This window comes from Candidatus Nitrohelix vancouverensis (genome assembly GCA_015698305.1).
GTDB lineage: Bacteria > Nitrospinota > Nitrospinia > Nitrospinales > VA-1 > Nitrohelix > Nitrohelix vancouverensis.
In genome coordinates this window covers 2,467,958-2,493,040 of the sequence record CP048620.1, presented here as the reverse complement: position 1 = coordinate 2,493,040, position 25,083 = coordinate 2,467,958, and the positions used below count along the sequence as shown (strand labels likewise).

Annotated in this window: 24 protein-coding genes; 17 read left to right on the top strand and 7 right to left on the bottom strand. The window is 48.8% G+C overall.

The genetic code is table 11. The features are described 5' to 3' along the window. Positions 1-14: 14 nt before the first annotated feature. Genes G3M78_11575 through G3M78_11565 form a run of 3 tightly spaced genes read left to right on the top strand, consistent with a single transcriptional unit; the run spans position 15 to position 3,234 of the window. Positions 15-1,100 (top strand): hypothetical protein, encoded by a 1,086-nt coding sequence (locus G3M78_11575; GenBank protein QPJ65998.1) that lies wholly within the window; start codon positions 15-17, stop codon positions 1,098-1,100. A 13-nt stretch (positions 1,101-1,113) separates the two neighbouring features. After that, positions 1,114-2,631 (top strand): carboxypeptidase M32, encoded by a 1,518-nt coding sequence (locus G3M78_11570; protein ID QPJ65997.1) that lies wholly within the window; start codon positions 1,114-1,116, stop codon positions 2,629-2,631. 12 nt (positions 2,632-2,643) lie between these two features. Beyond that, positions 2,644-3,234, top strand: coding sequence for an SH3 domain-containing protein (locus G3M78_11565; protein QPJ65996.1), 591 nt, complete (start codon positions 2,644-2,646; stop codon positions 3,232-3,234). A 10-nt stretch (positions 3,235-3,244) separates the two neighbouring features. Here G3M78_11565 and G3M78_11560 read toward each other — a convergent pair whose 3' ends face one another. Next, positions 3,245-3,790, bottom strand: coding sequence for a DUF2284 domain-containing protein (locus G3M78_11560; protein QPJ65995.1), 546 nt, complete (start codon positions 3,788-3,790; stop codon positions 3,245-3,247). 252 nt (positions 3,791-4,042) lie between these two features. Here G3M78_11560 and G3M78_11555 point away from each other — a divergent pair, with 252 nt between their 5' ends. Genes G3M78_11555 through G3M78_11545 form a run of 3 tightly spaced genes read left to right on the top strand, consistent with a single transcriptional unit; the run spans position 4,043 to position 6,369 of the window. Continuing rightward, complete coding sequence (locus G3M78_11555; GenBank protein QPJ65994.1) at positions 4,043-4,777, top strand: HAD family hydrolase; 735 nt, start codon at positions 4,043-4,045, stop codon at positions 4,775-4,777. After that, positions 4,774-5,511, top strand: coding sequence for a 16S rRNA (uracil(1498)-N(3))-methyltransferase (locus G3M78_11550; GenBank protein ID QPJ65993.1), 738 nt, complete (start codon positions 4,774-4,776; stop codon positions 5,509-5,511). The genes G3M78_11555 and G3M78_11550 overlap by 4 nt, the downstream gene beginning before the upstream one ends. Positions 5,512-5,556: 45 nt before the next feature. Further along, complete coding sequence (locus G3M78_11545) at positions 5,557-6,369, top strand: segregation/condensation protein A (protein ID QPJ65992.1); 813 nt, start codon at positions 5,557-5,559, stop codon at positions 6,367-6,369. Between the two features lie 55 nt (positions 6,370-6,424). Here G3M78_11545 and G3M78_11540 read toward each other — a convergent pair whose 3' ends face one another. After that, the gene (locus G3M78_11540; GenBank protein ID QPJ65991.1) at positions 6,425-8,401 is read right to left on the bottom strand and encodes a DNRLRE domain-containing protein; all 1,977 of its coding nucleotides are present in this window, start codon (positions 8,399-8,401) and stop codon (positions 6,425-6,427) included. 201 nt (positions 8,402-8,602) lie between these two features. Here G3M78_11540 and G3M78_11535 point away from each other — a divergent pair, with 201 nt between their 5' ends. Continuing rightward, positions 8,603-8,995, top strand: coding sequence for a hypothetical protein (locus G3M78_11535; GenBank protein ID QPJ65990.1), 393 nt, complete (start codon positions 8,603-8,605; stop codon positions 8,993-8,995). A gap of 70 nt (positions 8,996-9,065) precedes the next feature. Here the strand turns inward: G3M78_11535 and G3M78_11530 are convergent, their stop codons facing one another. Further along, on the bottom strand, positions 9,066-9,260 hold the full coding sequence (locus tag G3M78_11530; protein ID QPJ65989.1) for a hypothetical protein: 195 nt from the start codon (positions 9,258-9,260) through the stop codon (positions 9,066-9,068). Positions 9,261-9,518: 258 nt separating this feature from the next. Between G3M78_11530 and cysE the strand changes: the two genes are divergently transcribed. The 7 genes from cysE (at position 9,519) to G3M78_11495 (ending at position 17,571) form a co-directional block, all read left to right on the top strand. Beyond that, positions 9,519-10,190, top strand: a complete 672-nt coding sequence (gene cysE, locus G3M78_11525; GenBank protein QPJ65988.1) for a serine O-acetyltransferase — start codon at positions 9,519-9,521, stop codon at positions 10,188-10,190. Between the two features lie 64 nt (positions 10,191-10,254). Further along, on the top strand, positions 10,255-11,415 hold the full coding sequence (locus G3M78_11520) for a cysteine desulfurase (GenBank protein QPJ65987.1): 1,161 nt from the start codon (positions 10,255-10,257) through the stop codon (positions 11,413-11,415). 216 nt (positions 11,416-11,631) lie between these two features. Further along, positions 11,632-12,585 (top strand): tetratricopeptide repeat protein, encoded by a 954-nt coding sequence (locus G3M78_11515; protein QPJ65986.1) that lies wholly within the window; start codon positions 11,632-11,634, stop codon positions 12,583-12,585. Between the two features lie 63 nt (positions 12,586-12,648). After that, a complete protein-coding gene (locus G3M78_11510) occupies positions 12,649-13,770 on the top strand; it encodes a glycosyltransferase family 4 protein (GenBank protein QPJ66842.1) in 1,122 nt (373 codons plus the stop codon). Further along, complete coding sequence (locus G3M78_11505; GenBank protein ID QPJ65985.1) at positions 13,764-15,170, top strand: undecaprenyl-phosphate glucose phosphotransferase; 1,407 nt, start codon at positions 13,764-13,766, stop codon at positions 15,168-15,170. Before G3M78_11510 ends, G3M78_11505 begins: the two co-directional genes overlap by 7 nt. Continuing rightward, positions 15,160-15,912 carry a 3-deoxy-manno-octulosonate cytidylyltransferase gene (kdsB, locus tag G3M78_11500; GenBank protein QPJ65984.1) on the top strand — a complete coding sequence of 251 codons (753 nt, stop codon included), beginning with the start codon at positions 15,160-15,162 and terminating at the stop codon, positions 15,910-15,912. Before G3M78_11505 ends, kdsB begins: the two co-directional genes overlap by 11 nt. 39 nt (positions 15,913-15,951) lie before the next feature. Next, entirely contained in the window at positions 15,952-17,571 is a 1,620-nt protein-coding gene (locus G3M78_11495) for a CTP synthase (protein ID QPJ65983.1), read from the top strand. A gap of 26 nt (positions 17,572-17,597) precedes the next feature. Here the strand turns inward: G3M78_11495 and G3M78_11490 are convergent, their stop codons facing one another. Next, entirely contained in the window at positions 17,598-18,899 is a 1,302-nt protein-coding gene (locus G3M78_11490) for a YjgP/YjgQ family permease (protein ID QPJ65982.1), read from the bottom strand. A 98-nt stretch (positions 18,900-18,997) separates the two neighbouring features. Between G3M78_11490 and lipA the strand changes: the two genes are divergently transcribed. From lipA to G3M78_11475, 3 genes are read left to right on the top strand one after another with little or no spacing between them, the layout of a single operon-like run. Further along, positions 18,998-19,897, top strand: a complete 900-nt coding sequence (gene lipA / locus G3M78_11485) for a lipoyl synthase (GenBank protein ID QPJ65981.1) — start codon at positions 18,998-19,000, stop codon at positions 19,895-19,897. A 10-nt stretch (positions 19,898-19,907) separates the two neighbouring features. After that, on the top strand, positions 19,908-21,383 hold the full coding sequence (locus G3M78_11480) for a PAS domain S-box protein (protein ID QPJ65980.1): 1,476 nt from the start codon (positions 19,908-19,910) through the stop codon (positions 21,381-21,383). Further along, entirely contained in the window at positions 21,380-21,832 is a 453-nt protein-coding gene (locus G3M78_11475; protein QPJ65979.1) for a response regulator, read from the top strand. Before G3M78_11480 ends, G3M78_11475 begins: the two co-directional genes overlap by 4 nt. 4 nt (positions 21,833-21,836) lie before the next feature. On the opposite strand, the gene G3M78_11470 is transcribed toward G3M78_11475, so the two are convergent. The 3 genes from G3M78_11470 to G3M78_11460 form a co-directional block, all read right to left on the bottom strand. Then, positions 21,837-23,066: a glycosyltransferase family 4 protein gene (locus tag G3M78_11470; protein QPJ65978.1), complete on the bottom strand. Its 1,230-nt coding sequence runs from the start codon at positions 23,064-23,066 to the stop codon at positions 21,837-21,839. After that, positions 23,044-23,940, bottom strand: coding sequence for a proline dehydrogenase (locus G3M78_11465; protein QPJ65977.1), 897 nt, complete (start codon positions 23,938-23,940; stop codon positions 23,044-23,046). The genes G3M78_11470 and G3M78_11465 overlap by 23 nt, the downstream gene beginning before the upstream one ends. A gap of 371 nt (positions 23,941-24,311) precedes the next feature. Further along, a complete protein-coding gene (locus G3M78_11460; protein ID QPJ65976.1) occupies positions 24,312-24,995 on the bottom strand; it encodes a tetratricopeptide repeat protein in 684 nt (227 codons plus the stop codon). Positions 24,996-25,083 lie beyond the last annotated feature (88 nt).

The following is a 25,083-nucleotide window of genomic DNA, read 5'->3' as shown; positions in this document are numbered from 1 at the left end:
AGACAGGGCTAGACATGCGTCGTCTCAGGAATATTTTATCCTTAATGGTTTGCGTCGCGACTCTCAGCGGTTGCATGGGCTGGATTGGCCCGGCATCGATCAAATCGGATCGCAATTCATACAATACATCGATTCAGAAATCAGATAACGAACAATTGTTACTCAATCTGGTGCGACTCAAATACAGGGACACGCCGTTTTTTCTCGAAGTCAGCGGCATCGCTTCCCAATTCACCATCAGCGCCGACGCCTCGTTATCGGCGACCTTGCAGAAGGGCGACTACGGTATTTTTGGTCCAAAAGCGGGAATGTTGCTCAAGGAAAGTCCGACAGTCACTTATTCTCCTTTGCAGGGAGAACAATTCATTCAGCGGTTTTTATCGCAGATTCCGATCGACCATCTTTACCTCTTGTACAAATCGGGCTGGAGTATTGAGCGGGTGATGCGCATTGCCATACAGCAGATCGGGCCTTTGAAAAACGCGCCCAACGCATCTGGGCCGACTCCAAAAAAAGCGCCGGAGTTTGAAGCATTCGTGCAGGTCATCCGTTTGATCCGGCATTTTCAGGTTGAAGGTTTATTGAGCGTTTCGCTGTCGGGTGAGATAGACAGTCGAAAATTGACTTTTAAAATCGATCCTTCGGCCGAGCAATCTGAGGAATTGAAGCAATTGAGAGCGCATCTCAAACTTCCAGAGGGAGCCTTGGCGTTTTCTCTGGGTCATGCGGCGAATGATCCTTCTTTTGGCGAATTTACGGTTGAAACGCGATCCCTGCTGGGCATCATGTATTATCTGTCGCATGCGGTGGAAACGCCTCAAGCCGATGCCGAACTTGGAAACGTCACTCTGACAGTGAAAGCCGATGGAACGCCGTTTGACTGGAAAAAGATGTCGGGCGACTTGCTGAATGTACGCACTCAGGAGAGTTCGCCGGATAATCCCGCGGTGTCGGTGAAGTACGGCGACAACTGGTTTTACATCTCTCAATCCGATTTGGATTCGAAATCAACCTTCTCCTTACTGGGGCAAATATTTTCCCTGCAGGCGGGCAACGCGAAAAGCGGCGCGCCTTTATTAACGCTCCCGGTTGGCAATTAGCGGAAAGAACGTCATGAACGAGACTCAGCAAAAAAAATACGAAGAGCTAGTATCTCAATTAACCGAGGTTTCGCGCTTAGGCTCGGTGATGGGGATCATGCATTGGGACCAGGAGGTGATCATGCCTTCTGGAGCGGCGGAGTCCAGGGCCGGTCAAATGGCGGCCTTGGCGGGCGTCCTGCACGAAAAGAGTTCGCGCAAGGAACTGGGCGCTCTGGCGGAAGACCTGTTTTCTGCCGGGCCTGATAATTACAGCTTGTTCGAATGGCGAAACATTGCGGAAGCCAAGCGTGAATACGATCTCAGCGCGCGCATTCCCAAGGCGCTGGTCCAGGAGTTGGCGAGTTTGAGTTCGCAGGGCCATCATGTCTGGGTGAAGGCGCGGCAGGAGAATTCCTTTTCCAGTTTCGTTCCGACGTTGAAGCGTTTCGTACAGCTGAAAAAAGAATGGGCTGGATATGCCTTTCCCGAGCTATCGACTTACGACGCCACTATAGATATTTATGAGCGCGGGATGAGCGCTGAACGCTTGACTGCAATTTTCGATACGATTAAAACTCCTTTGAAAAATCTGATTCAAGGCGTGGCGGAGAGTTCCAACGCTCCAGACGGAACTTTTCTTAAAGGCAGTTTCCCAGTCGCCGATCAGGAGGCGCTGGGGAAAAAAATCAGTCAGGCCATTGGGTTCTCCTTCGATCATGGTCGGATGGACGTCTCGGTTCATCCCTTTTGTGGCGGCGGAGACGCTTCCGACGTGCGCATCACAACGCGTTACCGCGAGGATAATTTTATCGAATCCCTGTACGCCGTCATTCATGAAACCGGGCACGGACTGTATGAGCAGGGGCGTATGCGGGAAGGGCGGGATTTGCCCGCTTCGGAAAGTCTCACCATGGGCATCCACGAATCGCAGTCCCTGTTCTGGGAGCGGATGATCGCTCAGGGACGTCCGTTTTGCGGCGCATTTTTGCAGACTTTCGCCGAAGCCTTTCCCGAGAATTTCAAGAATGTATCGGCTGAAACCTTGTATCGCGGAATCAATATGGTTTCGCCGTCTTTCATTCGGGTCGAAGCCGATGAAGCGACTTATCCCCTGCATGTGATTTTACGTTTCGAGATTGAGAAAGGCTTGTTCGACGACTCCCTTAAAGTTGAGGATTTGCCTGAGATATGGAACGCTAAAATGCAGGAATATCTGGGCATTTGCCCACCAAACGACGCTTCAGGGGTTTTGCAGGACGTGCATTGGAGCGGCGGCGCCTTTGGATATTTTCCGTCTTATACACTGGGCGCGATGTATGCCTGTCAGTTCTATCAAGCTCTGCGCGAGGCGCTTCCCGGAGTGGAGGATGAAATATCCCAAGGGAATTTGGCTCCGGTCAAAAACTGGTTGAATGAGAATATTCATCAGCAAGGCAAATTGTACACCCCCGACGAACTGGTTCTTCGGGTTACGGGAAAGCCGCTCGACCCGCAACTGTTCATTAATTATCTGACTGAGAAATACAGATCCATTTATTCCTTGAATTGATAAGGATTCTGTATGAAGGATGATCTTCAGACATTTTTTGATCGAAAAATAGGTCTGGATGATAAGAGCAAGAACCTGCAGGTCTGTTCTGTTTGCGACAATCCGCTTGCCGCAGGCGCGGCCTTTTGCTCCTATTGCGGGCCGCCGGAATTAAACGCCGTCTCCTCCAGTCGTTTCATGTCGCCTTTTCGAGCGACATTCTATATCGTTATTCTCCTCGTTTCATTTGGCGTTTTTTTCAGCCTCAAACTGAACGGGTTCGAAAATTTTAAAATTGAAGAGTTATGGCCTACATCGGTTCCGGTATCAATTCCCGACCCGCCTCCCGAGCCAGAGCCTGCGCCGGAAGCTGTAAAGCCGCGCGCGACGCCAACGCAGAGCACAAAACCGGCGATGCCAAAAGAGAAACGCTCAAGGATCATGAAGGTCAACGTGCTTGCGGCGAATGTCCGCGACAAACCTTCAATGAATGGCAAAAAAATCGGAATTGTCAGCCGGGGGCTGGAAGTGACGGTACTGCAGACTCAGGATTCATGGACGCAGATACGCTACAAGGGCGGCTCGGCATGGATTGGAACGAAGTTGCTGGTAGAAAAAAAGTAAAGGGGAAAGCTCAGGCGATCAGAACCATGCCGATGTTGTTTTTGGGCGAGCAGGGCTGCCAGCTGTTGGATGGTTCCCAACCTTGTTGATCCATGGTTTCCTGAACATTGATGCCGCAAGCCTGCAGGGTGGGGCGGGCTTTTTCGGGATACTTGCAATGCGTTTCAACCGTGCAGGTTTCGCATAAATCACAGGGCTGGGCGCTGAGGGCGAAGGCTTTATAAAATCCCTTACTGCGCAGTTTCGTCTCCAGACTGAGAACAATTTCATTCATGTTCTTGTCGTCGTCGGCATCCAGCAGAATCGCTTTTTGATAGTCCAGAAGGATTTCAGAAGTTTCATCCGCCATCGGAGAGTGGGGCGGGCAGGTATGCATCTTGCCAAAATTTTCACAGCCAAACTGGCATTGCAATTTCACCCAGTTGCCCAGCACAATGGAACGGGCGTCGATGATCTTGGATTTTGACGCTCCCATATCGAGAGCCTCGCGAATGAATTCCTGATTGGCTTTAATATCCTCAGGAAAATCCCTGACATTTGAATCTTTCGAATCCATCAAAATCCTCTGAAATGAATGTGTCTGTCTATGAGATGAGATATAATATTATCACCAAATTCAGCTTCCTTGAAATAAAGTCATTAAAATTCATCAGATTATTTATTGTCACTCTTAATATTTACAAAGCGCGGCGCCTGAATCTAAAATTTACTTAGCTGAATTCCCTGTATATAAAGGGGGCAAGGGTTTTTCTCTCAATTTCGCACATAATTTCTCATCATTCACGAACTACAAAAACCACATTCCAGAATGAAATTTACTTATAAAGCTGTCGTGTTCGACTGGGCGTTTACCCTCGTTGATCTGGGCGACGAAAATGATTTGCCTCCATTCAAGGCCATGCACCAGTCCATGCAGGAACGCGGCTGGGAAGCGCCTGCTTTTGATGATTTCTACAGCCGTTTCAAAACCAGCTTCCGAAACTTGATTCAGCAATCGCGCAAAAGCCATCAGGAGGCGCGCTTTGAAGACGTTCTCAAAAGTTTCCTTATCAGTCATCGCTTGCCGAGTGAAAGCGACCAGGATTTGAAAGAGCTGATGACCGTGTACTATAAAAAAACCTACGAGCGACGCAAGGTCTATGGCGATGTGACGCCGACTCTGGAGGCATTGCGACAACAGGGGATTCCCATGGGCATCATTTCAAATACAACCAATCCCGAGTTCATGAAGGCCTACGAACGCAGTCAATGCGGCCTGGACGCCTATTTCAATTTTGCGGTTTACTCGTCCAGCGTTCCCTACCGCAAGCCGCATCCCAGTATTTTCCAGATTGCGATTGAGCGGCTGAACCTGCCGTCTCATGAGATTTTATACGTTGGAGACAACCCGGCGGCGGATATTGTCGGTTCTCAATCAGCTGGCATGAAAGCGGTCTGGCTGAATCGCGATAACAGCGTTCTTCCTGACTCCATCCGACCGGATTATGAAATCAACTCGCTCAGTGAAATTTTGAGTTTGAACGGAGCTTCCATTCATTCATGACCCGCCGACGTTTTTTTGTTCCCCCTGAAAATATTCGAGGCGCTCAGATCATTTTCCGCGAAGAAGACTGGCGGCATATCAAAAATTCGCTGCGTCTGGGCGAAGGCGATATTATCTATGCCTTCGACGGTCAGGGCGCAGAATATCAGGTACGGCTGAATTCACCCGAAGCGGGCGAATTGTCTGGCAAAATTCTGGAACGTTTGCCAGCGGGGAATGAATCGCCTGCGTCGATCATTCTGGGCTTGGGGATGCTGAAGGGAAAGAAGTTCGACGACATCATACGCCCGCTGGTGGAACTGGGCCTGAGCGGACTGTACCCCATAACGATGAAACGGAGCATTCCGCAAAAAGACATCAGGGAAGCGAAATTGAAACGCTGGCGGGAAATCATCCATCAGGCGGTGCGTCAATCGGAACGGTCGGTGACCCCGGACCTGCCGGATTCTTCAATCGATCTGGAAACATTCTGCCAGCGTTTTGAAGGTGTATCGCTGAAATTGATCCTGTGGGAGGAGGAAAACGCGCGTCGATTGACCGACCTGCCAAATGTTTCAGCCGCCCCTTCCATCGCCTGTATCTGCGGCCCCGAAGGCGGCATCACTCCAGAGGAAGTGGACCTTGCCAGGCGTTATGGTTTTCAGTCGATCCGGCTGGGGCCGCGAATCCTTAAAGCAGAAACGGCGCCCATTGCCATTCTGAGTATTTTGCAGTACTTATATGGGGACTTTTAGAGTCAGGAAAGTGTCCGAAATTTGAAACATTTAAATTTACCAATCATGAACTATCAATGCCGTCTGGATATATTCGAAGGCCCCCTCGATCTTCTGCTTCATTTGATTAAAGAGCAGAAGATGGACGTCCACGATATCCCCATCGCCCAGATCACGCGCCAGTATCTGGAGTATCTGGATATGTTGCGCGAACTGAATCTCGATCTGGTGGGTGAATATCTCATCATGGCCGCTGAGTTGACGCGCATCAAATCCCGCATGTTGCTCCCTGTCGAACCGAAGGAACACGACGACGAGGTCGATCCCGATGCAGGTGAAGACCCGAGGGATGAACTGACCCGGCGACTCATCGAATACCAGCGCTTCAAGGACGCGGCCTTTCAGCTTCGCAAGATGGAATACGACCACCAGCAGGTTTTTGTGCGCGGAAGTCCGCTCACGATTGCTGAGAAAGAAGACGAGGGATTTGTCGAAGCCAATGTCTTCGATCTGTTGACGGCGTTCAAAAAAATTGTCAGCAATCAGGTCGTCAAGAAGGATTATGAAATCAAGATCACGACGCTGTCGGTGTCGGACCGCATCGCCTATATTCTGGACATTCTCAATGCGTCCGAAAGCATCACCTTCGATTCCCTGTTCACATCGCTGAACACCAAGCAGGAAATCATCGTCACTTTTCTCGCTGTTCTCGAATCGATGCGCATGAGTCTGATCCGTATTCAGCAATCGCAACGCTTCGGCATCATCCGCGTTTACGCCGCGGCGGATAAAGCGGCGCAGGAGGAAGCGCTCAAGCAATACGATATGGAACAAAAAGACGAAACGTCGATCGCCGATCTCGACTCGATTGCTGAATAAAAAAATCCCCCCTCTGGAATCCAGAGAGGGGATCAAATCCTGCGCTACCTGAATATCATTCAGACGTGTGCCAGACATCGTTCACACGTCCGCCAGTGTATCCGCCAAGAACCCACATCTTCGATTTATAGACAGCTGCTGACAATAGCATTCTGCCCGACCAGGAAGCCGCGCTCGTGGCTTGAGTCCAGTTGGCGCCATCGGACGAATTCCAGACATCATTTCGGTACCCTCCGCCATAGCCGCCCATGATCCACATTTTATTATCATAGATAAGTGAAACAGGGCTTTCACGTCCCACCCATGAAGCGGAAGCGGTGGCTTGCGTCCAGTTGACGCCATCGCTGGAATGCCATACATCATTAAGATTAACCTGGCTTTGGTCCACTCCAGCCATCACCCACATCTTATTGTCAAAGACTACTGAGTTTAAACCTGATCGACTCGCCCATGGGGCGGATGCCGTGGCTTGCGTCCAGTTGGCTCCATCTGTAGACCACCAGACATCATTTGTATAACCGCCGCTGTAACCGCCAATGACCCACATTTTATTGTCGAAGACAAGGGTTGAGTGGAATGCTCTTCCGCCCCAAGGCGCAGATGCGGTTGCCTGGGTCCAGGTGGCTCCGTCGCTGGAACTCCAGACGTCGCTCAAATAACCGCTAGTTTTACCGCCAAAGATCCAGATTTTATTATTATAAACTAATGGGGCCATTGAGTAACGCCCTCCCCAGTTAGCTGATGCAGTAACCTGTGTCCAGTTGACTCCATCTGAACTTTTCCAAACATCATTCAAACCCTCCCCACCCATGATCCAGATTTTATCTTGAAAGATAACAGACCCCAGGCCCAACCGACCTCCCCATGCGGCTGAAGCCGTTGCTTCGGTCCAGGTCGATCCGTCATTGAGAGTGGAGGATTGTAGAGGAAGATAAAATTCCGAGTCGCCGTTGGAGTTGGCCAGATCGACCACAAAATTTCCATCCGTGAGTCCAAGCGGCAATTGTGCGATGACTTGCTGTTGACCGCCGCCCAATGATGTTTTGGAAAGCACGGTCAGAGCGGTTCCGCCCAGAGTGACTGTCGGGTCTGCGGATTGAAACAGATCAGTGCCGTTCAGATCGAGAGCCGTCACGCCGGTTTCGCCCTGATCCATATTGACCTGACGGGCGAAGGTGATGCGCACGCCGTCGGCGCTATCCTTACCGCTGACTCCGGCGGGTCCCTGAGGTCCGGTCGCGCCCTGCGGTCCGGTGGGACCCGTCGGTCCCTGAGGTCCGGTTGGTCCTTGCGCTCCGGTGGCTCCCGTCAAACCGATAGGCCCTTGCGGTCCGGTCGCGCCAGTCAAGCCAATCGGCCCTTGCGGTCCGGTCGCGCCCTGAGGTCCCGTCGCTCCGGTGACTCCCTGTATGCCCTGAGGTCCCGTCGCTCCCTGCGGACCTTCGGGGCCAATGAGCGCGACTTCCATTTCCATCGGGTGACTGGTGCCCGTCGCTTCCTTGCTGTCGAGTTGCACGCTGATAGCGTTGCCTTGTTGCGCGTTGGGCATAAGGGCGATTCCGTAATTAGGCGTCGTGCCATCCACCCAGTCTTTTGCCAGCGCGGTGATGTCGATGGCGACAAAATTTTCCTCGTCCGCTCCATTGAAAGTCACCGTGGAAAGGGCGGTCGATGCCAGCGAAGGACTGTTGGCGGCGGACACGGTCGCTTCGTCCCATGAAGAAGTAACGTTGAACAGGTCCAGATCGCCTGCATTCAAAACATTCATCGCCCAGACGCGGAGCGTGACTTTGGCAATATCAGCGCTGGTGATGCCTGAAGGAAGCGTCGAAAGATCGAACTGGGCGAAGGCCTGCCGGTCTCCTCCCAGATTCCGTATATGGACATTGCGTTTGTCGCCATTGACCTGATTGACCTGACTGAGGTTGATGTAACTGTCCCCTGTGGTGTGCAGGGTATGCGCATTTGCCGCTCCAGCCCAGAGAGCGCCCCATAACAACAGTCCCGATATCACTCGAAAGCAATTCTTCATATTTTCCCTTCTCCTTGTTTTTATGATTGTTATTAAGATATCGGCTTGTGTGAATATTAGCTTTAGGATTCGGATAAGGTTAAATTGGTCTAAGATATATTATTGAAAATGGATTTGTGTTAAACCTTTAAATAGGACTCTACTGTTTATCAAACAGCGTCTGAATCAAGCCGTCGTGCATTTTGAGGAAAGGGTATAGGAATGAATTCGTCAAAACTCTTGGGTTTTATATTCTGTCTGGGATTGGTTTCCGCTTGCGCCAGCCAGGGATGGCAACCCACCGTCGACCCTTATGGAGACGCCAACGCAGACCTCATCGATGAGCATCTGGAGGAATGTCGTCAACTGGCATTGAAAGCGTCTGGCGGCACTGCAAGTTCTGCTACAAAGGGAACAGCGATCGGAGCGGGAGTGGGTGCGGCGGTCGGGGCGGTGATTGGCGCAGTGTCTGGCAACGCGGGTAGCGGCGCCGCGACAGGCGCGGCGATTGGAGGCTCGGCGGGCGGCGTGAAAAGCGGTGTTGAGTCGGAAGGAACCTATAAAAGCTCCTACAGAAAATGCATGCGCAATCGGGGACATAAACTGCTGGATTGATCCTGCCGACAGTTCCGCATGTCGCAACTCGAAAGGGCGCTCGCGTCATATTCTATAAATAGAATCTTTCTTAACCTTCATCCTCGTCTCCCCACTTGCTTTCCAGATAAAACGCCAGATACAGCGCTCCCGCTGTGAGAGCGAACAGCGTGAAATAGATTCCGGCAAAGGGCCAGCTCACCTTGACTCCCCATTTCAAACAAGGGGAAACAATGGTCGTGGTGAGGAAGGCGCGCCAGAGAATCGCCGCATTTAAGGATTCCATGTGAATACCCAAGAGAGAAAATAGAATACAGTTCGCATGGTAACTGCAAAGTATTTTGAAGGCAACCGACTAAATCACCGGCGTCGAATCTTCACAATTGCAATCTGTCGGAACTGGTTGTTTTAATCAAAACCCGTGTCAATAATTCGGGATATTCTCCAGAGGATATCAATAGAAGCATTTCTTTTTTTCAGGAAAATGTGGAATAATGTATATTGATTATAATAATTTACAGCTTTTGAATTTTTCGGCCTCCTAATGATAAAGCAAATCAGGGAAGATATTAACGTCGCGATGGAAAAAGATCCCGCGGCGCGTAATCGTTTGGAAGTCCTGCTTCTGTACCCAGGAGTGCATGCGCTTGTTGTATATCGAATTGCGCACTGGTTTTGGAATCATGGCTGGAAATTCCTTGGACGCTTCATCTCATTTTTTGCTCGATGGATCACTGGCATCGAAATTCATCCCGCGGCTGTTATCGGACGACGGTTTTTTATCGATCACGGGATGGGCGTGGTGATCGGCGAAACCGCAATCATCGGCGATAATGTTTTTATCTATCATGGCGTCACGCTCGGCGGATTGAGTACCAAGAAAGGCAAGCGCCATCCGACTGTTGGCAATAATGTTGTGCTGGGCGCGGGCGCGCAGGTATTGGGCCCCATAAACATTGGCAACAATACAAAGGTCGGTTCCGGTTCGGTGGTTTTGCAGGACGTTCCCGAATACTCTACGGTGATTGGCGTTCCCGGACGCGTTGTGTATTCCGGCAAAGACGTTAATACCGGAGTGGACGGCGAAGAAAGTTTTCCTGATCCTGTGGCGCGTGTGATCGAATGTATGCTGGAGCGACTCCCCCAAATGGAGCGCGATATCCGCTTGTTGAAGGAACAGATCAAAAACGAAGTCGACGCATCTTCCAAAGAATAAACAGTACAGTCAACCTTCCCAATTCGACCTTAGCCAGACGGGCTTACTCCCGGAGGACCTGTTTTTGTCTCGCATATACCTAGACCATAACGCTACGACCCCATTGGACCCGGAAGTTCTGGAGACTATGGTTTCGGTAATGAAAACTGATTTTGGCAATCCCTCCAGTATTCATTATGAGGGCAGGGCGGCTCGTGAATTTCTTGACATTGCGCGACAGAAGGTTGCCGATCTGATTCGGGCAAGCTCCAGTGAAATCATCTTTACCAGCGGCGGTACGGAAGCGAATAATTTTTCTCTGCTGGGGGCCGCGCTTTCCGCCAGAGGAAGGGCGGGGCGCATCATCTCGACGCAAGTGGAACATGCCTCGATAATCAATCCGCTGAAGCAGTTGGAAAAAGATTACGACATTGTCTTGCTGGGCGTCGATTCCAACGGAAAAATTGATCCAGACGAACTCGAGGCTTCACTGACCGACGACACCCTGTTGGTGTCGATCCAATACGTCAACAGCGAAACAGGAATCATTCAGGACATTGCTGAGATTAGCGAGAGAGTTCGCTCGCGCGGCATCCTGTTTCATACCGATGCGGTTCAGGCGGCCGGGAAAATAGATTTGGATTTCAAAAATCTTCCGGTAGACATGGCTTCCTTTTCGGCGCATAAATTGTACGGTCCCAAAGGCGTCGGCGCGCTCTATCTGCGCAAGGGAACGCCTCCCCTATTTTCCCCGTTGTGCGGCGGCGGCCAGGAAAGAAAGCGGCGCGGCGGCACGGAGAATGTTTCAGGCATCGCCGGATTTGGCAAAGCCTGCGAGATCGCAAGGAATTTTCTGAGAGAAGGCGGTTCACGCCGTATTGCGGAACGTGGGGAGTATTTTTTGAAGGCTTTGAAAGATTCCATTCCGGACGTGTCGCTGATCGGTGAAGGCGTGGAGAAACTGGGCAACACTTTCAATATCGTGTTCGATGGCGTTGAGGGCGACACTTTGCTCATCGGACTCGATATGGCGGGCATATCCGTTTCTGCCGGCTCCGCCTGCAGTTCGGGTTCGGGACTGCCGTCTCCCACGTTATTGGCGATGGGTTTGCCTGTAGACAGCGTGAACTCATCCTTGAGATTCAGCCTGGGGAAGGGCACGACTCAGGAAGATTTGGATAAAGTGGTTCGGGTTTTACAGGAACTCACTCTGATGAACCGCAAGCCTCCCCCGGTTTTCAATTGAAAAAACAGTACTTATGCTAATGTATCTGGCAAAAATTTCGATAAAGAATAGAACCGTAATTCAATTAAATCAGGAATATCAATGCAAATAGCCTTATTGGGCTAAATGTATAGGGTTCACTGAAGTAAATCAGTTGACAGTTTTTCAAAAGATATTTATAATCTATTGAAAATTAAGGTTCTATTAATTTTCCTGCCATAGGAGAGAAGGTTTGTTATGTCCCTTTCACGAAAAATATCCCACCTATTTTTAATTGCGTTTCTCGTTACGCCAGTGTTTTTACAAGGGTGTAGTTACATCCCCTGGATCGGAGACGATCAGGAGGAAGATATCGTATTTGAAGATGATTTCGGTACAGAGGGCGATTTGTTTGGCGATTCTGCTCCTGCGTCTGATGATGACAGCGCATTTTTTGCAGAAGACAGCGGGGATTTCCTGGATGTGGACGGGGAGTTTGCCAATCCCGATCAGGCCACCGCAAAAGGCGAATTGAAAGGCGATGTTGAGAACCTGCAATTTCAGCAGGAATCTCTGGTGGCCAAAGTGCGTCAACTGGAAGAAATCCTGAGAACGCTGGAACCTAAAATCAGCGCAACTGAACAGCGCTTGGAAGGAAGTCTGGCCGCGGCGCAGGGTAAAACCGAATTCCTTGAACCTGAAGTGGAACAACTCAAAAGCAAAGTCGAAACGCTGAATGCTGAGTTAACTCGCGTCCGCGAAATGCAGACAAGAGCGCAAGAGATGGAAATGCAGAAATCGGCAAAACGCAGATCAATGCATCGGGCGAGTCGTGCGCAGGCCACTCCGCCTGAATACCAGCGCGCTCTGGCGGCTTACCGAGCCAAAAATTATGACGAATCGATTCTCTTATTCCAATCGCTGTCGGTGAGCAATCCGCCTTCCAGTCTGCGCGATAACATCGTTTTCTGGATTGGAAGCAATTACCTTCAATTGGAAATGTATGACGATGCGATCCAGCAATTTGAAACCGTTTTGAACAAATACCCGAATGGCAACAAGGTACACGATTCCCGCTATATGCTGGGTTTGAGCTATTACAAAAAAGGTGAAAGCAGTAAAGCGGTCGAGATTTTGCAAGCGGCCCTTCGCGGCAATCCCACAGCTGAAGTTCGCGGAAAGATTCAGAAGAAACTGCAAGAAATTCAATAACCGATCCTTGAGCCTGATCGGTTCCCCATGAAGATTGCGATCGTTCATGACTGGTTGACGGGAATGCGCGGCGGCGAGAAATGTCTCGAAATTTTCTGCCGCCTGTTCCCGGAAGCTGATCTGCACACCCTTCTCTGGGTTGAAGGCGCGGTTTCCCCGGAAATCGAGCGTCACCCCATTCGCACTTCTTTTCTACAAAAGCTCCCCTTTATAAAGTCGCACTACCGCTATTATCTTCCCTTGATGCCTTTGGCTATCGGCCAAATGGACCTGCGCGAATACGATCTGGTTCTGAGTAGCAGTCATTGCGTCGCCAAAGGCGTCCGAACTTCTCCTGAAGCGCTGCATGTCTGTTATTGCCACACCCCCATGCGCTATGTCTGGGACCAGTTCGATCAATATTTTGGCAAGGACAATTCATCTCCGCTGGTGGCGACCGCGATGCGAATCGTCGCGCCCTTTCTGCGTCGATGGGATGTTCGAACAAGCAGGGGAGTGACCTCCTATATTGCCAATTCCGAGCATGTAAGAAAACGTATCCAGAAACATTATCAGCGCGATTCCACTGTTATTCATCCCCCGGCTGACACCGTGTTTTATCAAACACATGGCGAAGCGCGGGAAGATTTTTTCCTGATCCTGTCTGCCTTTGCCCCCTATAAACGCGTGGATTTAGCGGTTGATGCCTTCAATGAATTGGGGTATCCTTTGGTCGTTGTGGGCGCGGGACAAGAGGCTGATTCGTTACGGCAAAGAGCGAGAAAGAACATTCAGTTTAAAGGCTGGCTGAGTTCTGAAGACGTTCGTTCCTACCTTGGACGTTGCAGGGCATTGATCTTTCCGGGCGAGGAAGATTTTGGCATCACACCCGTCGAAGCGCAGGCCATGGGAACGCCCGTCATTGCCTTCGGAAAGGGCGGGGCGTTGGAAACAGTGGTTCCCGATCCAGACAGCTGGAAAGCGGAATCGGGCATTCCAAAACCCAGCGCAGACCAGACCACAGGCGTCTTTTTTTACGAAGCGACCCGTGATTCCTTAATGGCGTCAATTAAACACTTTGAAGAGATAGAATCCAGGTTTGACCCCCAAACCATTCGCGATCAGGCTTTGAAGTTCAGAACCGAAGCCTTTGCAGAACGAATCAGGGTTTTTATCCAGGACCAACTCACTCATCACCGATGCTGAAGAAACACGGTCAGCTATTTCTTTCCACACTGATATTTGCTGATAGCCTGGTCATCGTTGTTTCATGGTTAACGGCTTTCTGGGCGCGCGTCAATCTGCCCATCTTTCCTCTCTTGTATGGCGAGCCTGCTCCCGAGTCTTATTATCTTGCTTTGATACCCGTTTGGGCCGTGTTCATGCTCACGGCGAAGTCTTTTGGTTTGTATCGGCCGTTGCGGGGAAAATCATTTTCTGCCGAGTTCCTGATAATCGTCAAATCGACTTTGTTATCAGGGTTGATCTTGTCGGCCCTGGCTTTTTACTATCGGGAAGAGTCCTTTTCCCGGCTCATTGCTACTTATTTTATAATTCTGGAGATGAGTTTGCTGACCCTTTCGCACTGGGTCATTCGCCTGTCTTTGATGAAATTGCGGAAAAAGGGATTCAACCTTCGCCATGTGTTGATCATAGGTTCTGGTTCTCTCGCTAATTCCCTCGCAGAACGCCTGAAAATGCATCCGGAGTACGGCTTCAGTGTGGTCGGGTTTATTGATGAATACCCCCCGTCGCCTGTGCAAGAATCAAGCGTTCCGATGAAATACCTGGGCGATTTTAATAAGATTCCCGAAGTCATTAAAGGCCGGGGGATTGACCAGGTCTATATCGCCCTGCCTTTGGATCGACAGAATGATATCGTGAAAATTCTGGTTCATCTGTCTGAGGAGACCGTTACCATCAAGGTGGTTCCAGACTTGCTTCAATTCATGAATTTGCAGGCAGGAGTTGAGGATTTGGACGGCATGCCAATCATCAGCCTGAGCGATTCCCCGTTATACGGTTGGAATATTATTATCAAAAGGACCTCCGATATTATTCTGTCCTGTTTGGCTCTTTTGCTTGCATCTCCGATCATGGCTTTGATCGCCATCGCAATTAAATTGGAATCACGCGGTCCCATTTTTTATCGTCAGGAACGTGAGGGACTGGACCGCAAAGTGTTTGATATGCTCAAATTCAGGTCTATGCGGGTCGATGCAGAAGATGATTCCGGCCCGGTGTGGGCGCGTCAGAACGACGACCGTCGAACCCGGCTTGGGACATTTCTACGCTCGACAAGTCTGGATGAACTCCCGCAGATATTCAATGTTCTGAAAGGGGATATGAGTCTGGTCGGACCGCGCCCGGAACGACCCGTTTTTGTCGATGATTTCAAAAAGACCATTCCCCACTATATGTTGCGTCTCAAAATGAAGGCGGGAGTGACCGGCTGGGCACAGGTGAACGGCTGGCGAGGCAACACATCGCTGGAGAAGAGGATTGAGTATGATTTGTATTATATACGGCATTGGTCATTCTGGTTCGATATCAAAATCCTGTTCATGACTCTTTGGAAAGGCTTTGTCAATCCCCATGCCTACTGACCCGAAAATTGTCGCGGTCATCCCGGCTCGCTGGTCGGCGTCTCGGTTTCCCGGTAAACCCCTTGCCATGATTCATGGGAAACCCATGGTGCAATGGGTGTATGAACGTTGCCTCGAAGCTTCTGCGGTATCCGAAACACTGGTTGCCACCGACGATTCGCGCATTTACAATGCCGTGCAGGAGTTTGGCGGACGCGCCGTAATGACGTCCCCGGATCATCCTTCCGGTTCCGACCGCATCGCTGAAGTTGTTCGGGAGATGGTTTGCGACATAGTCGTCAATGTTCAGGGGGACGAACCTCTCATACCTCCGGAAAATATCAATCGCGTTGCTCAATGTCTGGCTGATTTTCCGGATATTCCCATGGCGACGCTAAGAACGGCCATTGTTCAGGATCGGGAAATCAATGATCCCAATACCGTCAAGGTGGTCATATCCAAAGAAAGCAACGCCCTTTATTTTTCGCGTTGCGCCATACCATTTCATCGTGAAAGCGGAATCAATGAGGACAAAAATGCAGACCTCTGGTATAAACATATTGGGCTGTACGCATATAGAAAATCATTCCTGCTGGAGTTGACTCAGTTGCCGGAAAGTAATTTGGAACGTTTGGAGAAGTTGGAACAATTACGCGTTTTGGAAAATGGATACGTGATTAAGGTATTAACAACCGATCTCACTTCTCAAGGGGTCGATACCCCGGAAGATCTGGTTGCCGTGCAAAGCATCATGAAGTTATAAGGTCGAGTTCACCCCCCACCATCATTTGGAGTTCAAGCCTTGAGAAAAAGCAAAAGGACAAAATATATTTTTGTAACCGGCGGCGTACTGTCTTCCCTGGGCAAGGGAATTGCCGCCGCTTCCATAGGAGCTCTTCTCGAAGGGGCAAATCTTAAGATCACGCTCATGAAGCTCGACCCCTACATCAACGTCGATCCTGGAACGATGAACCCGTTTCAGCATGGCGAGGTTTACGTGACCGATGACGGCGCCGAAACCGATCTGGACCTGGGTCATTACGAGCGTTTTACCCTGGCAAAAATGCGGCGCTCCAATAACATAACTACCGGACGAATTTATAACGACGTCATTCAAAAAGAACGTCGCGGCGAGTATCTCGGCGATACGGTGCAAGTCATTCCTCATATTACGGATGAAATCAAAAGACATGTGGAAAATGTCGGGGTGGGATACGATGTGGCGATCTGCGAAGTAGGGGGAACGGTTGGCGATATCGAGTCCCTGCCTTTTCTGGAGGCAATCCGGCAATTCAAATTCGATAAGAAACCCAACGATGTTCTCTATGTCCATTTGACGCTGGTTCCCTACATCAAGACTGCAGATGAATTGAAGACCAAACCCACCCAGCACAGCGTACAGAAACTTCGAGAAATTGGTATCCAGCCGGATTTATTATTATGCCGCACCGAGCGCCCTCTGTCTAAACTGATCAAAAAGAAAATCGCATTGTTTTGTAACGTCGCTGTGGACTCTGTAATGACGGCTGAAGACGTTGATAATATTTACCAGGTTCCCCTTGCCTTGAACCGTGAGGGTTTGGGTAAAACCGTATTAAAGAAATTAGGACTTCCCGCCGTCGAGCCCGAGATGACGCGTTGGAAAGAGATCAATCACATCATCAAGAAACCCAGCGGCGAAGTGAATATTGGGCTGGTCGGCAAATACATCGACTTGAAGGAATCGTACAAGAGTTTGACCGAAGCCCTCATGCATGGAGGGATCGGCAATAACCTTCGAGTCAATATTCACTGGGTCGATGCGGAAAATCTTGAGAAGGATGGCGGCGCAAAATTTCTTGAAACCTGCGACGGCATTCTGGTGCCGGGCGGTTTTGGAGAACGCGGCATTGAGGGGAAAATAAAAGCCGTCGAATTTGCCCGCACCCAGAAAATTCCCTATTTTGGTATTTGTCTAGGCATGCATTGCGCCGTCATTGAATACGCTCGCCACGTCGCAAATTTGAAAAATGCCAACAGCGCGGAATTTTCCACGACTTCACCATACATGATTATTGATTTGTTATCCGATCAGGAAGTGAACGGAAATAAAGGCGGGACCATGCGACTTGGCGAGTACCCTTGTCAGTTGCGCAAACAATCCCATGCTTTCAAAGCTTATGGCGCGCGCGAAATTTACGAACGCCACCGCCACCGTTACGAGTTTAACAATAAATACCGGATTCAGCTGGAAGAAGCCGGACTGGTCATCAGCGGTTTATCTCCGAATGGCAATCTTGTCGAAATCGTTGAGCTGGAAGATCATCCCTGGTTTCTTGCGGGACAGTTCCATCCAGAGTTCAAGTCCTCTCCAATGTCGCCGCACCCTCTCTTCAGGGATTTCATCGCATCATCCGCAGTGATGCATAAGAACCGCGCATAAATGAAGAATTGCGAATAAGCGTCTTGCTATTTCGGGCGTAAATTTTTTAGTTTTTCTTCCAGGTACTCTTGCGTTGTTTTGTCTAACGCCTGTTGGTTTCTTCTGTACTGTGGCTGTGTTTTGGGGGCAGAGTTAGGGAATCGTGAGAGGATCGCTTTAAATGTCGATTTGAGCAATTTGAAAACGCTTTCAAGCCATCCCACAATTTTTTCAAGGAATGTGAATGGGATTTCCTTTTGCATTTTGTAGGTCAGGAAAGACACCACGACAATCAAGATAAGATTGGGAATCCACACAGACAAATACGGATTGATCTCGCCCGCGCGTCCCAGATTCTGGGTTGAAATCAGGCCAATGTAATACAGCAGGATGATTCCCACGCTGATCGCAAAACCTCCCGACTTCCCGGATCGGGATGATTTGATGCCCAGAGGCGGCCCGAGCAACCCAAATAACAGACAGGCGAAAGGAATTGAAAATTTCTTACTCAATTCAACTTTGGGGCCCCAGCTGGACAAACCGTCAGCTTCCATCTGTTTGATGCGCTCCTGAATCTGGGAGAGTGAAAGCTCCCTGTTGCCGACCAGAGCTTCTTCTTTCAGGCGTTTTGGGTCTGGCAGGCTCAAGGTCAAGTCATAGCGGTCAAAATTCAAGGTCTCATATTCGTTGCGTTCTTTCTGGTTCGTATGAATCGCCCCGTCGCTGAGTTTCAATAATATTTTAAGCGTGGCAGGATTGGGATGAATCTCTCCCGTACGCGCCGTTATGATTTTGGGCGCGTTTTTATCGGTGAGGTCCGCTAAAAAGATATCGGTGATATTGTAGTGTTTTTTATCTTTAACAATCAGAATCAGATTTTTAAAATCCTTGTTAAAGACCTGAGCCTTGATGTCGAAACTGGCGCGGTTTTGAATGATGTCAAAAATCAATTTTTTGTATGACAAATTTCCCCAGGGCAGGGCGATGAACATAACGACATTTGCGAGAAAATAAGCGAAAATTGAAAAAAACGCCACCGGTTTTACAAGGTCCATATAGCTCAAGGCGCTGGCCTTCATGGCGATGTACTCATTGAACGCGGAAAATTGATTGAAGACCGACACCGACGCGATTAAAACGCTCATCGGAATGGAAAGAGCGAGAAAAGCAGGAGAAATATAGGTGATGATGAGTACCAGCTCCGCCAGGGTGACGCCGCGACTGATAATCATTTCAGCCATGAACAAAAATTTATCGAGAAACAATACAGCCGTCAAGGCGCCGACGCTGATGGTGAAAACCTTCAGCAGTTCCTTGAAGATATAGCGATCTATGGTGGTAAAAAGCATCGATTGAAATTAATATGAGGCGGAGAGAAGGACTAGAATCAAACGCTTCATTATACTATGAAACAAAGATAGCAGGGTATCAAAGAAAGCTGAAATCCATGAGCAATGCATCGAATCAACAACCACGTCAACGCAAACCCGAATGGCTGAAGGCATCCCTTCCCTCTGGTGAACGTTACGCCCGCCTGAAACGACTGACCGCCCAGCATGGCCTGCATACGGTTTGCGAGTCGGCTTCCTGTCCGAACATTGGTTCCTGCTGGAATGCCGGGACCCTGACGCTTATGATACTGGGCGACACCTGTTCCAGGGCCTGCCGATTTTGCGATGTCCCCACGGGGCAATTGCAAGCGCCAAACCTTCAGGAACCGGATGACGTGGCTCGAATGTTGAGCGCGCTCGATCTTCGTTACGCAGTCATCACATCCGTCGACCGGGACGACTTGCCTGATCTGGGCGCGACGATATGGCGGCAGACGATTGAGAAGGTCCGCCTTGCATGTCCCGATCTCATCATCGAAACCTTGACACCCGATTTTCAGGCGAAGGATCGCTGGATCGATCATGTCTGCGAATCGGCTCCGCATGTGTTTGCGCACAATGTGGAGACCACGCCCGCCTTGCATCGTCAAGTGAGACCTCAGGGGAAGTATGAATGGTCCCTGCATATATTGAAACGAGCGAGCCAACAGTTTGGCTTGCGTACCAAAAGTTCCATGATGCTGGGTCTGGGTGAAACGCATGATGAGATTCTGGCAGTCATGAATGACTTGCTGGAAGCGGGTTGTCAAATGCTCACCCTGGGGCAATATTTACCGCCCACATCCAGTCATCTACCCGTCAAAGAATTCATTCACCCGGATCGTTTCAGAGAGTACAAGGAACTGGGTGAGTCCCTGGGCTTTAGCAGTGTCGCTTCCGGCCCGCTGGTGCGCAGTTCTTACATGGCTGAAAATCAATTTTCTGCATTCAATAAATCTGCAAAGACCAACAAATAATTAGCGCGCTATGAACAATCAGCAAATTTTAGGATTTGGGATCTTACTGGGCGCCCTGTTTTTCTATCTGGACACTCAGATTGAATTGGGCGTGGCGGCGGGCATCCCGCATGTCTCCCTCGTGCTTCTTGGTCTGTGGTCCAAAAAGCGACGCTTCATTCTTCTGGGCGCCATTACAGGATCTTTATTGACGCTATGGGGCTTGTATTTTTCCCCCCTAGGCGGGGAAGAGTGGAAAATTTTAACGAACCGGGGGCTGGCGCTCTTTGCCATCTGGACGACTGCGGGCCTGTGTTTTCTCTATCATAAAAAGCATACTGAGCTGGAAACGCTCAATCAGGAGCTGGATGATCGAGTGACGATCGCCGTCAACGACCTGAAGCATCTTGAAACTCAAAACACAAACATTCTCAATAACCTGATCGAAGGAATCGTCTCAATTTCGCAAGATGGCGCGATTCTATCTGTCAATCCTGCCGTATCGAATATGTTTTTGTATTCCGCATCAGAGCTGACCGGGCAGAATATAACCCTTTTGTTTCCCCATCATTGCAAGCCTCACTACGATAAATTGATTGATGTGATTTCATCGGAAGATTCCGAATTCTCATTCATTAAGAATATTGAACTTGAGGGAAGAAAAAAAAACGCTGAGGAATTTCCAATCATAATCTCATTGAGCGTCATCCATGAAAACGATTCGCGCTATTACGTCGCATCGATACGGGATATCACAGAGATCAAATCGATTGAAAAGCAATTGCGCAACAAAATGGAGGAACTGGAAAGAAGCAACCAGGACCTGGAAGATTTTGCGATGATCGCTTCACACGATATCAAGGCTCCTTTACGAAAGATCATAACATTTTCTGAAATGTACAATCGAGGTGCAACAGAAACAGAAAGACTTGAAAAGAATGATTTCCTAGTCTCCAGGATTCACGACAGCGCTGTTCGATTGAGCGTTCTTCTCGAAAATATTCTCGAATACTCTCGTATTGGAACCCAAAATGTAAAGCTGATTCGAACGAACGACCTCAATGAGATCATCTCAGAGGCGTTACGTAATGTAGAGAATAGACTGGAACGCCGGGAACAGGTTTTTAAAATCGAACCCTTACCCAAGATGGCGTGTAACCGGACGCAAATTATGCAGTTGTTTCAGAATTTGGCTTCGAACAGCATCAAGTATGCCAATGCCAATAAACCCTTAAGTGTTGAAATTTCTGGCGAGAAACTTGATAATGGGCTAATCGAAATTATTTATCGTGACAACGGAACCGGTTTCAAGCAAGAATATGCGCAACGAGTTTTCAAGCCGTTTGAAAGACTGGTTCCAGACAGCGAACATGATGGCGTCGGCATGGGACTCGCGATTTGCAAAAAGGTCGTCGTGAGTCATGGCGGAGAAATTTCAGTTAAAACATCTCCAGGCAATGGGGTTGAATTTTGCATCCAATTCCCTGAAAGGACAGATATCCAATGATTAGCGTTTCTTCTAATATTGATCCTATGGTGATTTTATTGGCTGAGGATGACGAAGATGACTATTTATTCTTCAAGGAAGCGACGAATGAATGTTCGACGAATGTTGATCTGAGGTGGGTTAAAAATGGCGAAGAAGCGTTGAACTATTTGCTACGAAGAAACTCTTTTAAAGATCCTGAGCTATCGCCAACTCCAAAACTAATTTTTCTGGATATAAAAATGCCCGTGAAATCCGGGCTGGATGTTGTCCCGGAAGTTAAACAAAATCCTATGACCAACAAAATCCCCGTCATCATGGTGACCACATCTAATAATGAGCGCGACGTTATCAAAGCCTATGAAAATGGCGCAAATTCTTATATCAATAAACCTCAAGGAATTGATCAATTACAAGAATTCAAAAATATTATCAAAAATTTCTGGTCTCCCCTGGTGCTGTTTCCATGACAGATCACTGATCAAAAATTTCCAGCAATTCTTTAGAAGTTTCTTGCCAACCGCCGAACCTTTCGTTAATTGTTCGCAAGGCCTCACCCCCGTAGGATTCCCGGGCTTCCTTATTCTCCATCAGAAATAATAAGGCTTTGTGAATTTCAGGGCCTGACGCGGCGTCTATCAACAGGCCATTTTTCCCGTCTTCGATCACTTCGCTAACCCCGCCGACATTCGTTGCGATGACGGGTCGGGAACAGGCCATCGCTTCGAGCAGGATATTGGGTGTTCCCTCAAGCAGACTCGGCAGAATAAAAATATTGCATGCTCGCAACCATTGTCCGATCGTTGAGCTTTCCTGGAATCCCATAAAAAGAATCTTTTTTTGCATTTCCAGACGCGCCGCAAAATTTTCAAGTTTAGCTCTTTCTTCGCCGTCTCCCAGAATCAGTAATTTGAGATCATTCCGCGTCGCCGCTAATTTTGCAAATCCCTCAATTAGAAAGCGATGCCCTTTGGATGCGGATAATCTGCCCGCCGTCAATACAATGAAATCATTCGCATGTAAATTCAGATGACCACGAGCCTCCTGCATAGGGCCGGGATAAAATTCATTAATATCAACGCCGTTAGAGATCAATTTTATTCTATCTGCTGAGGACACGCAGTTAAGAAGAGACTGTTGCATATTCTGATCCTGACACAGCAATTGGTCCTGACCATTCAACAACCATTTCATAAAAAAACGAATTGATTGAGTTTTCAGAAGCAGTGCATCGGCCCCGGAAAAACGCGCGACAGTGGAATAACCGCGCATCAATTTAGCCATCCTGACCACCAGCGCGGACAAGGTCCAGAATGAAAACAGAATATCAGACGGCCTGGAGTGACGAAGAACACAGCGGGTCATGGCGCTGAGTAGGAGCGGGGCCTGTAATAGTCGCAAGGGATTGTATCGAATCCGGCTTGTGAGACCGGCTCCGTAAGCGAGGGATTGAAAACGTTTCGGCCAGAAGTATAGCGGACGTCTTACCTGAATATCTCCCAACAGTTCATCTTCTGGCGCTGAGGGATCGCCCGGCGCCACCACTTGAACCTGGCAACCCGATTTCGACAGACCCAGCGCGAAGCGGTAGACAAAGGACCCGGCAAAATCCCCTGCATAGCGTGGGAAAGAAGTCGTTACGATTGTGACGCGTCGTGAAGCGTTATCATGCATTCGAGGGTCAATGGATTTTTTGGGCTCCAAGAGTTTCTCTTATGAGATTTTTCAATACAAAAATAATATTTTCCTTCTTCTCTGCAAGTCGTCGGAGCGTGTAGGGGAGCCAGGATTTTCCATAAGGCGTGTAGATGCGAACGCGATAGCCTTTTTTGAGTAAAATATCCTGCAGGTCTCTCCGCATCCCATACAACATTTCAAAATAGAATGTACCGGGAGATATCTTTCTGCTTTCAATGAATTCCAGAAGTCGTTTCAGTATGAATTCATCATGAGTCGCAATTGAGGGCAAACGTCCTTCGATCAACAACCTTTCCGCGAGCGTTATAAATCGTTCGCGTATCTCATCCATAGACTGAAAGGCGATGCTCTTCGGTTCCTTATAAGCGCCCTTACACAGTCGAACCGAAACCTTATTAGCCATCATTGCTTCCACATCGGTTTCAGTTCGATAGAGCATGGCCTGTAAGGCGATCCCCAAATTCGAATGTTCTTTCGATAGTTCCAGACACATTGTAATGATTTCATCTGTATGGGCGGAACCTTCCATATCAAAGCGAATGGTATGTTTCTCAGAAGCGTTGAGAATTTTCAACAGGTTGTCCCTGCATAAATTCCGGTCTATATCCAGACCCACCTGAGTCAGTTTGATTGATATGTCGAGCGATGGGTCAAAAGGGTCGGCGTTTTGAATCAGATAAAGATATTCATCTCGGGCGAGACAGGCTTCTTCGGGCAGATTGACGGCCTCTCCCAGAATATCAATGGTGGACTCATAACCCTGTTCCTTTAATTTTCTAACAGACTGTAAAGCCGAGGGCATGTCCTCCCCGGCGATGAACCTTCTGGCAAAAGGATAGAGCAGATGCATGGAGTTCTCCTGACTGAAATCAAGCCGCATGATTATTCAATAACAGCCTTTAATTAATATATCTCCAAACATTGTATTAAGGTCAAAAAAAAACTTACAAAAGACATACAGAAAAGCCAGTTTGTCATTTTTGTGAATGAATACGACTTTGTTTGTGTCGACTGAGAGATCGACTGACAAACGCTTTTCTATCTTAAAATCATTAAAGGTGGGAAAACAAAAATGATTGGTTGCAAAAGGCAAGGGTTCTATGGTTTAGTAGCAACAATTAAAGCGGAAGGAGACGTAATGAGCGTCGGAATGTTAGTGTGGTCAGGAGTTGGAGGAGTCCTACTTATTACCGTATTATTCTATATCTATTCTAAAATTGAATGAGTTTCATCGCCTGTCCGTAATCGTAATTAAGGCGCGGCCTTTGCCAGATACGATTCCTCTTTTGCAAGCTCGGGGTTTATTTTGAGAGCTTTTTTCAAGGGAGTGATCGATTGTTTGTATTGCCCCAGTTGAATCAGCGCCAACCCCAATGTATAACTCGCTTCTGCATGATCTGGATACCTTTCCAGATGGGTTTTTAGTGAGCTAACGGCTTCTCGAAATCGATTCGTCAGAAAGTAGGAGAGGGCAATGTAATAATGGCCTTGCTCCAGACCAGGTTCCAGGCTCAAAGCGATTTTATAATGCTCCACGGCTTGTTGATGACGGTTCATCGCCGCTTGGGCCAGAGCCAGCCGAAACTGAGCCCCCACATGCTTGGGATCGAGCCGTATGGTCTTTTCCAGAGCGTTGTATTTTTCCTGATGTCTGCCGATCCCCCCTAAAGCCAAACCCTGAAAATAATAGTTTTCCGGTTCGTTCGGATTCAATACGATCGCTTGCTGTAAGGGTGTGAGCGCTTCCGCATATCGCCCTTGTCCCAGATAATCCTGCCCTTGCTGGGAAAGCTGATCCGCATCCATTGAACCATTCTGCAAGCTCGCTCCAGACGTCGCAGTTTCCTGTTTGGCCTGCGGCGATTCGCCAGACGTTCCGGGAAGGAAGACGATAGAGAGAATGATGATGATGATTTTTTTAGCGTGCGATTTCATAGGAACTCGAATTGTTCACCTAGATAAAAGTCAAATTTCAGCCATTTGTAAAGGTAAATGTTTTATCTATTTGTTTTATAAAACATTG

Bases quoted from the DNA above. Each gene is read 5' to 3' on its own strand.
- G3M78_11575 (QPJ65998.1), top strand. From the start codon at position 15: ATGCGTCGTCTCAGGAATATTTTATCCTTAATGGTTTGCGTCGCGACT.
- G3M78_11570 (QPJ65997.1), top strand. From the start codon at position 1,114: ATGAACGAGACTCAGCAAAAAAAATACGAAGAGCTAGTATCTCAATTA.
- G3M78_11565 (QPJ65996.1), top strand. From the start codon at position 2,644: ATGAAGGATGATCTTCAGACATTTTTTGATCGAAAAATAGGTCTGGAT.
- G3M78_11560 (QPJ65995.1), bottom strand. From the start codon at position 3,790: ATGGATTCGAAAGATTCAAATGTCAGGGATTTTCCTGAGGATATTAAA.
- G3M78_11555 (QPJ65994.1), top strand. From the start codon at position 4,043: ATGAAATTTACTTATAAAGCTGTCGTGTTCGACTGGGCGTTTACCCTC.
- G3M78_11550 (QPJ65993.1), top strand. From the start codon at position 4,774: ATGACCCGCCGACGTTTTTTTGTTCCCCCTGAAAATATTCGAGGCGCT.
- G3M78_11545 (QPJ65992.1), top strand. From the start codon at position 5,557: ATGAACTATCAATGCCGTCTGGATATATTCGAAGGCCCCCTCGATCTT.
- G3M78_11540 (QPJ65991.1), bottom strand. From the start codon at position 8,401: ATGAAGAATTGCTTTCGAGTGATATCGGGACTGTTGTTATGGGGCGCT.
- G3M78_11535 (QPJ65990.1), top strand. From the start codon at position 8,603: ATGAATTCGTCAAAACTCTTGGGTTTTATATTCTGTCTGGGATTGGTT.
- G3M78_11530 (QPJ65989.1), bottom strand. From the start codon at position 9,260: ATGGAATCCTTAAATGCGGCGATTCTCTGGCGCGCCTTCCTCACCACG.
- cysE (QPJ65988.1), top strand. From the start codon at position 9,519: ATGATAAAGCAAATCAGGGAAGATATTAACGTCGCGATGGAAAAAGAT.
- G3M78_11515 (QPJ65986.1), top strand. From the start codon at position 11,632: ATGTCCCTTTCACGAAAAATATCCCACCTATTTTTAATTGCGTTTCTC.
- G3M78_11510 (QPJ66842.1), top strand. From the start codon at position 12,649: ATGCGCGGCGGCGAGAAATGTCTCGAAATTTTCTGCCGCCTGTTCCCG.
- G3M78_11505 (QPJ65985.1), top strand. From the start codon at position 13,764: ATGCTGAAGAAACACGGTCAGCTATTTCTTTCCACACTGATATTTGCT.
- kdsB (QPJ65984.1), top strand. From the start codon at position 15,160: ATGCCTACTGACCCGAAAATTGTCGCGGTCATCCCGGCTCGCTGGTCG.
- G3M78_11490 (QPJ65982.1), bottom strand. From the start codon at position 18,899: ATGCTTTTTACCACCATAGATCGCTATATCTTCAAGGAACTGCTGAAG.
- lipA (QPJ65981.1), top strand. From the start codon at position 18,998: ATGAGCAATGCATCGAATCAACAACCACGTCAACGCAAACCCGAATGG.
- G3M78_11480 (QPJ65980.1), top strand. From the start codon at position 19,908: ATGAACAATCAGCAAATTTTAGGATTTGGGATCTTACTGGGCGCCCTG.
- G3M78_11475 (QPJ65979.1), top strand. From the start codon at position 21,380: ATGATTAGCGTTTCTTCTAATATTGATCCTATGGTGATTTTATTGGCT.
- G3M78_11465 (QPJ65977.1), bottom strand. From the start codon at position 23,940: ATGCGGCTTGATTTCAGTCAGGAGAACTCCATGCATCTGCTCTATCCT.
- G3M78_11460 (QPJ65976.1), bottom strand. From the start codon at position 24,995: ATGAAATCGCACGCTAAAAAAATCATCATCATCATTCTCTCTATCGTC.